Annotated in this window: 9 protein-coding genes; 5 read left to right on the plus strand and 4 right to left on the minus strand. The window is 73.0% G+C overall.

Annotated features, from left to right (window positions below):
* Positions 1-59: 59 nt before the first annotated feature.
* A complete protein-coding gene (locus tag BZL64_RS07930) occupies positions 60-1,109 on the minus strand; it encodes a zinc-dependent alcohol dehydrogenase (RefSeq protein WP_086767486.1) in 1,050 nt (349 codons plus the stop codon).
* A gap of 329 nt (positions 1,110-1,438) precedes the next feature.
* Here BZL64_RS07930 and BZL64_RS07935 point away from each other — a divergent pair, with 329 nt between their 5' ends.
* The 4 genes from BZL64_RS07935 to BZL64_RS07950 all read left to right on the plus strand — a co-directional run bounded on the left by BZL64_RS07935 (position 1,439) and on the right by BZL64_RS07950 (position 5,446).
* Positions 1,439-1,960 carry a MarR family winged helix-turn-helix transcriptional regulator gene (locus tag BZL64_RS07935; protein WP_086767487.1) on the plus strand — a complete coding sequence of 174 codons (522 nt, stop codon included), beginning with the start codon at positions 1,439-1,441 and terminating at the stop codon, positions 1,958-1,960.
* Positions 1,961-2,172: 212 nt separating this feature from the next.
* Positions 2,173-2,562 carry a DoxX family protein gene (locus BZL64_RS07940; RefSeq protein ID WP_086767489.1) on the plus strand — a complete coding sequence of 130 codons (390 nt, stop codon included), beginning with the start codon at positions 2,173-2,175 and terminating at the stop codon, positions 2,560-2,562.
* A gap of 23 nt (positions 2,563-2,585) precedes the next feature.
* Positions 2,586-3,026, plus strand: coding sequence for a peroxiredoxin (locus tag BZL64_RS07945; RefSeq protein WP_086767492.1), 441 nt, complete (start codon positions 2,586-2,588; stop codon positions 3,024-3,026).
* 62 nt (positions 3,027-3,088) lie between these two features.
* Positions 3,089-5,446, plus strand: coding sequence for an ATP-binding SpoIIE family protein phosphatase (locus BZL64_RS07950; protein ID WP_086767493.1), 2,358 nt, complete (start codon positions 3,089-3,091; stop codon positions 5,444-5,446).
* Positions 5,447-5,474: 28 nt separating this feature from the next.
* On the opposite strand, the gene BZL64_RS07955 is transcribed toward BZL64_RS07950, so the two are convergent.
* The 3 genes from BZL64_RS07955 to BZL64_RS39765 all read right to left on the minus strand — a co-directional run bounded on the left by BZL64_RS07955 (position 5,475) and on the right by BZL64_RS39765 (position 7,181).
* A complete protein-coding gene (locus BZL64_RS07955) occupies positions 5,475-6,050 on the minus strand; it encodes a DNA polymerase ligase N-terminal domain-containing protein (protein ID WP_086767495.1) in 576 nt (191 codons plus the stop codon).
* Positions 6,051-6,142: 92 nt separating this feature from the next.
* On the minus strand, positions 6,143-6,973 hold the full coding sequence (locus tag BZL64_RS07960) for an aldo/keto reductase (RefSeq protein WP_425276023.1): 831 nt from the start codon (positions 6,971-6,973) through the stop codon (positions 6,143-6,145).
* Between the two features lie 37 nt (positions 6,974-7,010).
* Positions 7,011-7,181 (minus strand): hypothetical protein, encoded by a 171-nt coding sequence (locus tag BZL64_RS39765; protein WP_158101512.1) that lies wholly within the window; start codon positions 7,179-7,181, stop codon positions 7,011-7,013.
* Between BZL64_RS39765 and BZL64_RS07965 the strand changes: the two genes are divergently transcribed.
* Positions 7,180-7,673: TauD/TfdA dioxygenase family protein (locus BZL64_RS07965; protein WP_143663040.1), on the plus strand; the 494-nt coding region annotated here is incomplete at its 3' end. The genes BZL64_RS39765 and BZL64_RS07965 overlap by 2 nt on opposite strands.

Below are 7,673 nucleotides of genomic sequence, written 5' to 3' on the forward strand. Positions count from 1 at the left end.
CCCAACGGGAGCGGGCGGCATGTCGGGATGCCGCCCGCTCCCGTTGGGGCGAGGGGCGGTCAGTCCTCGTCGCCCAGTGTCACGACGATCTTCTCTGCCGCGCCCGGCGTGAGGGCCAGCCGGAAGGCCCGCTCGGCCTCGGCGAACGGGACGCGGTGGCTGATCAGCTTGGCGAAGCGTTCCTGGTGCTCGACCAGTTCCGGGGTGACCTCGAAGATCTCGGTGGGGTAGCCCTGGGAGGCGATGAGGGTCAGCTCGCTGCGGAGCATGCCGCCGAGGTCGATCTCGGAGCCCTTCTTCTGCACCGCCACCATGACCAGTTTCGCGCCCCACTTGGCGGAGCCGACCACGGTGTTGAAGACGACGGGGACACCGGCGGCGTCGATGAAGATGTCGGTGCCGGGACGGGGCTGTCCGAGGGCGTTGGCGCTCTGCCCGTGCAGTGCGGTGAGCCGCGCCGCCACGTCCTCCTCGGCGGAGTTGATGACGGCGTCGGCGCCGACGGCCAGTGCCTTCTCCAGGCGGGAGGGGATGACGTCGGCGACGACCACGTGCTCCACGCCGCGCAGCTTCAGCCAGATCGCGGCACCGAGGCCGATGGGACCGGCGCCGAAGACGACGACCTTGTCACCGGGCTTCGCCCCGGAGCGGTTGACGCAGTGGCGGGCCACGGCCATCGGCTCGTTCAGCGAGGCGACGGCGAACGGCACGGTGTCGGGGAACACGGCGACGCTCTTGCCGACCTCGGCGTTCTCGATGAGGAGGTACTCGCTCATGCCGCCGTGGACGCCGCCGCAGCCGATGATGCCGGTCGGGGCGTCCTGCGGGTTGACGACGACGCGGTCGCCCGCCTTGAGGCCCTCGACCTCGGCGCCCACCTCGACGATCTCGCCGGCCGGCTCGTGGCCGAGGGGGACCGGGACCATGTCGCCGCCCAGGTGGGCACGGGCGGGCATGCCGCCCATGTGCAGGAAGGTGACGTCGGTGCCGCAGATGCCGCAGGCGCGGACCCGGATGAGGGCGTCCCTGGGGCCCGGCACGGGGCGCTCGGTGTCCACGACGTCGATCGTGCCGACGCCACCGGTCCGGACGGACTTCATGGTGCTCATGGCGAGCCCTTTCTCTTCTGCGGTCGCTGCGCGTGTGAGGTGTCCGCGGGCCCGGCGCCGGTCGGGGGGAGTGAGCCGGCCGCCGGGCCCGCGGATCGCGCCGAGTCCCCGTCCCCACGGGTTCGGCGCGGGGGAGCCGCCTCCGCTCAGGGGGCTCCCGGTCTGGGGGGCCGCCTTCGGAAGAACGACCGCCTCTTATTGCTTGAGTTAGGCAAACATATATCGGTTACTTGAGTCAAGCAAGCGAGTGCGACGCGAGGGTGTCGGGGAGTTGCGAGTGCCCGCGGTAACTTACTTGAGTTACGCAACAAGATGGTAAAGTGGGTTCCATGTCCACCGAACCGCTCCCCGTCGCCCCCGCCTCTCCGGAAGTGATCGAGATCGAGCGGGCGCTCACTCGCATCACCTACCTGAGCACGCGCGCCCGTCAGCACGACCGGCTGATGGCGCTGGCCGGCGTTCCGCTGGACCGTGCCGCCGTGGCCCTGCTGCGGCAGGTCGCCGACTCCGAGCCGCTGCGGCCGGGGGAGCTTGCCCAGCGCCTGGGCGTGGAGGCCTCGCACGTGACCCGTACCGTGCAGCAGCTCCAGAAGTCCGGCTATGTGACGCGGGTCCCCGACCCCGACGACGGCCGGGCCCAGCGGATCCAGCTCACCGCCGCCGGCCGCGAGGCGATCGACCGGGTCCGTGACGCGGGCGCCCGCGGTATGCAGCTGGCCCTCGCCGAGTGGTCCCCGGAGGAGCTGCGCCAGCTCTCCGCCCTCTTCCACCGCATGGTCGACGACTTCCTCACCCACGCCGTCGACGACGACAGCGAGCAGCCGGCGGGAGAACGGGCGGGCGGCGCCTGACCACGGCCGACGCCTGACCCCGGACGGGCCCGACCGATGCCGGGCGCGACCGATGCCGGGCCCGACCGATGTCGGCCCCGCCCCATGCCGTAACCGAGCGAAGCCGTAACCGAGCGACGCCGGCCCGGCCCGTCCAGCCGCCGGGACCCCGCCCGCGGAGCGTTTCCTACTCTCCCGTAATATCGCGCGCCAGGCCGTCAGAGGAGAGTGCCGTGCCCCGGTCCCACCGTTCACCCCTGTTGCTCGCGGGCCTCCTGGCCTCCGCGGGCATCGCCCACTTCGCCGCGCCACGCGCCTTCGACGCGACCGTGCCGCGCGCCCTGCCGGGCTCCCCGCGCAACTGGACGTACGCGAGCGGAGCCGTGGAGCTGGCCCTGGCCGCCGGACTCGCGCTTCCCGCCACCCGCAGGCGGACCGCCCTGGCGACGGCCGCGTTCTTCGTCGGCGTCTTTCCCGCCAACGTCAAGATGGCCGTGGACTGGCGCCACCGCCCCGCCCCGCTCAAGGCCTCCGCCGTCGGCCGGCTGCCCCTCCAGGTGCCCCTCGTGCTGTGGGCCCGCAATGTCGCACGGAACGCGCAGAAGGCGGAGGGAACCTCGTGAGCAAGGCACCCCAGACCGGTGACATGGTCGAAGACTTCGCACTGCCGGACGAGACTGGGACGGTCCGCAAGCTCACCGAGCTGCTAGCGGAAGGACCCGTCGTCCTCTTCTTCTATCCCGCCGCCCTCACCCCCGGCTGCACCGCGGAGGCCTGCCACTTCCGCGACCTGGCCGCCGAGTTCGCCGCCGTCGGCGCGCGTCCCGTCGGCATCAGCGGCGACACCGTCGACCGGCAGCAGGAGTTCGCCGGGCAGCACACGCTCGGCATGCCCCTGCTGTCCGACGCCGACGGCACCGTGCGGGAACGGTTCGGCGTGAAGCGCGGCTTCTCCCTGGCCCCCACCAAGCGCGTCACCTTCGTCATAGGCCAGGACCGCACGGTCCTGGCCGCCGTGCGCAGCGAGCTGCGCATGAACACCCACGCCGACCGTGCCCTGGAGGTGCTGCGCGCCCACGGCTCCTGAGATCCGGTGGCCCCGGCCCGCCGCGGTTGATGCGGCGGGCCGAAGGGACCATTCTGGACGGCATGGAGCAAGTCGCCGCTGCGGCTGTCGTCGACGTACGGGGCATCGTGACGGGCTGGAGCGAGGGGGCCCGCCTGCTGACCGGCCGTACGGCCCAGGACGCGGTGGGCCGGCCGGCGGCCGACCTGCTTGCCGAGCCCTTTCCGGCGCGTGGGGACGGGGCCTGGAGCGGCCCTGTCGTCGTACGTCACCGTGACGGCCACCCGGTCACCGTCATCGTGACCGCCTGCCCGGTGCTCGGCCCCGGTGGCGAGCCCGCCGGACTGGCCCTCACCGCCGTAAAACCGTCCCCGGACCCCGCCCCGGGACCGACCGTCGCGGAGCGCGCCTTCCAGCAGGCCTCCATGTCGATGTCGGTCTTCGACCCCGGCCAGCGCTATCTGCGGGTCAACGACGCCGCCTGCCAGGTGATGGGCGTGCCCGAGGAAGCCCTGCTCGGCCGTCCCTTCCCGGAGACCGTCGAGGATGCCGAGCACAGCCGGGGCTTCAACTGGCACCTGCGCCACGTCTGCGAGACGGGCCGCCCGCTCCGCTACGAGAGCTTCACCGGCGCCCCGGCGCTGAACCGGGAACACGCCTGGAGCATCGAGATGTGGCCGGTCCGCGACGAGGCGGGCACCATCCTCGGCACCGCCCTCGCCGCCCTCGACAGCACCGAGCAGTACTGGGCGCGGGAGCGGCTGGCCCTCCTGAACGAGGCCGCGGCCGCCATCGGCACCACCCTGGACGTGGTGCGCACGGCCGAGGAGATGATCGGCGTCATGGTGCCCCGGTTCGCCGACTTCGCCAGCGTGGACCTGTTCGACTGGGTGCTGGGCCCCGATGAACCGCCGCCGATGCCGCCCGGCGAGGAGGTGGAACTGCGGCGCGTCGCCCACGGCTCCGTCACCGACGGCACCCCGGAAGCGGCCGTACACCTGGGGGAGACGGACCTCTACCCCGCGTCCTCCCCGGTCGCCCGCGCCCTGCGGGAGAGCCGGGCCGTCATCAGCCAGGCGGGCGAGCCGCCGTTCATGCGGTGGGTCGAGGAGCGCAACGCCCGAGCACCGAAGGGACGCCCCCACCGCGAGGGCGTCCACTCGATGATGGCGGTGCCGCTGCGGGCCCGCGGCACCACCCTGGGTGTCGCCGTCGTCGTACGTGTCGCCCAGCCGGACGACTACGCGGCCGACGACGCCGTCTTCGCCGAGGAACTCGCCAGCCGTGCCGCCGTCTGCGTCGACAACGCCCGCCGCTTCGCCCGCGAACGCACCACCGCCCTCACCCTCCAGCACAGCCTCCTCCCGCGCGGCCTGCCCGGCCAGGTGGCCGTCGAAGTCGCCCACCGCTATCTGCCCAGCGGCTCCACCGCGGGCATCGGCGGCGACTGGTTCGACGTCATCCCGCTCTCCGGCAGCCGCGTCGCCCTCGTCGTCGGCGATGTCGTCGGACACGGCATCCCGTCCGCCGCGACCATGGGCCGCCTGCGCATGGCCGTGCGCACCCTCGCCGACGTCGACCTGCCGCCCGACGAACTCCTCACCCACCTCGACGACCTCGTCACCCACCTCGCGGCCTACGACGGCGGCGGCGAGGAGGTCGCGGAACTGGGCGCCACCTGCCTCTACGCCGTCTACGACCCGGTCACCCGCCGGCTCACCCTGGCCTCCGCCGGGCACCCCGCACCCGCCGTCGTCCTGAGCGACGGCACGTCCCGCCTGGTCCGGATGTCCCCCGGCCCGCCGCTCGGCGTCGGCGGGCTGCCCTTCGAGGCGGTCGAGCTGGAACTGGCCGAGGGCACCGTCGTCGCGCTCTACACCGACGGTCTCGTCGAGGACCGCTACCGCGACGTGGACCGCTCCACCGCCGAACTGTGCAACGCGCTGACCGCGCCCGTCGCCTCCCTCGACGCCCTCTGCGACACGGTCCTCAAGGCGGTCCTGCCGGAGGAGCCCAGCGACGACGTGGCCCTGCTGGTGGCCCGCACCCGCGCGCTGGGCGCCGAGCAGGTGGCCACCTGGGACGTGGACCCGGACCCCGCCCAGGTGGCGGCCACCCGGCAGGCCGCCACCGAACAACTCGCCGCGTGGGGACTGGAGGAGGCCGCGTTCGTCACCGAACTCGTCGTCAGCGAACTCGTCACCAACGCCATCCGCTACGGCGAACCCCCCATCCAGCTACGGCTGATCCGCGACCGCACTCTCATCTGCGAGGTGTCCGACGGCAGTTCCACCTCCCCGCACCTGCGCCGCGCCCACGCCTTCGACGAGGGAGGACGCGGACTGCTGCTGGTCGCCCAGCTCTGCCAGCGCTGGGGCAGTCGGCAGACAGGCCGCGGCAAGACCATCTGGTGCGAGCAGACGCTGACGCCGTCGCCGTGAGCGGACGGTACGGCGGCCGTCCTGAGGCTCACGCCCCGGCGGCCACCTGGGCCAGGGTCCGCCCGGTGCGCACCGAGCGTGCCCGGCGCGGGTTCGGCGTGCCGGTCCCGTGCCCGGTGCCGCCGCCCGCCTTCACCAGCAGCCAGTCGTCCTCGCCCCTGAACCGGGTGAGGGCGTAGGTGCCCCGTAGTTTCGCCCCGTGCAGCCGGAAGGACACGTGTCCCCGGCGCAGGCCTTCCTCGAAGCCGGCGTCGGGGCCGAGCGGCTCGTACGTCCCGTGGTCCCACACGATGACGGTCCCGCCCCCGTACTGACCCTGCGCGATGACCCCTTCGAAGTCCTCGTAGTCCAGCGGATGATCCTCCGTCGGCACGGCGAGCCGCTTGTCCTTCGGCCGCGCGGACGGGCCCCTCGGCACCGACCACGACTTCAGGACGTCACCCACCTGGAGCCGGAAGTCGAAGTGCAGGGTGCTCGCGTCATGGATCTGCACGACGAACCGGGGCTTCGTGCCCCCGGCGGGCACCCCGTCCCCGGACGGCTCGCCGGTCCGGTCGAAGTCACGCTTGGCACGGTAGTCACCGAGCCGCTCCCGCTCGTCCATCCGGTCCTCCTCCTTCCGGTCCTTCATCCCGGTCCTCCCGCTTCCGCCGATGTGCCGGGTACCCGCGGCCCCGGCGGGGAACTCGGGCCCGCTCAGAACTCCTCGTGAACCTCCGGATCCCCGCCCAGCCGCCGGGGGACCCGGTCCGCGATCGCCGCCATCTGTGCCGCGCCCAGCTCGAAGCCGAAGACGTCCAGGTTGGCCCGCTGCCGCTCCGGGTCCGCCGACTTAGGAATGGGCACCGCGCCGAGCTGGACGTGCCAGCGCAGGACGGCCTGGCCGGGGGTGACGCCATGGGCCTCGGCGACGGAGATCACGGCCGGGTCGTCCAGCAGGGCCGAGCCGCGGCCCAGCGGGCTCCAGCTCTCCGTGACGATGCCCTTCGACGCGTGGAAGGCACGCAGCGCGTCCTGCGGGAAGAGCGGGTGCGCCTCGATCTGGTTGACGGCCGGCAGGACGCCCGTCTCCTTCTCCAGCCGCTCGATGTGAGCGGCGGTGAAGTTGGAGACGCCGATCGACCGGACCAGCCCCTCCTCGCGGAGCTTGATCATGGCCCGCCAGGAGTCGACGTACCTGTCGGCGCGGGGCAGCGGCCAGTGGATCAGGTACAGGTCCACCCGGTCGACGCCGAGCCGTCGGCGGGACTCCTCGAAGGAGGCCAGGGTCTCGTCGTAGCCGTGGTGGCGGCCCGGCAGCTTCGTGGTCACCACGATCTCCTCGCGCGGCACGTCCGCGCGGGCGATCCCGCGGCCCACGCCGGCCTCGTTGCGGTAGTTCGTCGCCGTGTCGATCAGGCGGTAGCCCAGGCGGAGCGCACCGGCCACCGCCTCCTCCGCCTGCGCGTCGTCCATCGGCCAGGTGCCGAGACCGACGGCCGGGAGCGTCGTGGCGTCGTTGAGCGTGTGGGCGGGGATGTGGTTCACCATCGGGCCTTCCCTCGGCTGTGTCGTCCCTCCAGCCTCACCGACCGGCCGGGGATCGATCAACCGGAGCGGCGGCGGGAAAGGGGGCGGAGGCGCTGTCGTCACGCCGGCGATTCGCTGACACGATCTTGGGGGAGCCCGTACCGGCGACGAGGACGAGGACGAGGACGAGGACGAGGACGAGGACGAGGACGAGCGGAGCGCGCATGACGACCGAGTTCGACAGCGAGGCGAGGGACATGGCGAAGGGCGTGACGACGGACGCGGCGCTGGAGGAGTGCGTGCGGGCCGCGGGACTGACGCTGCGGCCGGCCGCCGGGCACATCGGCGCCGGGATCGAGGGCGCCGACCTGGCCGCCGGCCTCGACGACGCGCAGGTCACGGCGATCCGGGCGGCCGTACTGCGCTGGAAGGTGGTCTTCTTCCGCGGGCAGCGCCTCGACCACGCCGGGCATGTGGCATTCGCCCGCCGGTTCGGTGAACCGGTCGTGCTGCGCAAGCGCGGCAGCGCCTCTCCGGCGGACTTTCCCGAGATCGAGACCACCGCCGACCGGCTGGAACTCGGCGGCCGGTTCGGCATGGACCACGAGGAGTGGCTCGGGCGCCGCCGGCACACCCTGCTGCGCGGCTGGCACTGTGACCACGGCGCGCGCGTCGACCCGCCCGCCGCGACGATCCTGCGCGCCGTGGTCACAGTGCC

Origin of the sequence: Streptomyces bobili (assembly GCF_002154575.1) — a bacterium.
Taxonomy (GTDB): Bacteria; Actinomycetota; Actinomycetes; order Streptomycetales; family Streptomycetaceae; genus Streptomyces; species Streptomyces bobili.

Coding starts and splice junctions, on each gene's coding strand:
- BZL64_RS07930 (WP_086767486.1), bottom strand. CDS start 1,109: ATGAGCACCATGAAGTCCGTCCGGACCGGTGGCGTCGGCACGATCGAC.
- BZL64_RS07935 (WP_086767487.1), top strand. CDS start 1,439: ATGTCCACCGAACCGCTCCCCGTCGCCCCCGCCTCTCCGGAAGTGATC.
- BZL64_RS07945 (WP_086767492.1), top strand. CDS start 2,586: ATGGTCGAAGACTTCGCACTGCCGGACGAGACTGGGACGGTCCGCAAG.
- BZL64_RS07950 (WP_086767493.1), top strand. CDS start 3,089: ATGGAGCAAGTCGCCGCTGCGGCTGTCGTCGACGTACGGGGCATCGTG.
- BZL64_RS07955 (WP_086767495.1), bottom strand. CDS start 6,050: ATGGACGAGCGGGAGCGGCTCGGTGACTACCGTGCCAAGCGTGACTTC.
- BZL64_RS39765 (WP_158101512.1), bottom strand. CDS start 7,181: ATGCGCGCTCCGCTCGTCCTCGTCCTCGTCCTCGTCCTCGTCCTCGTC.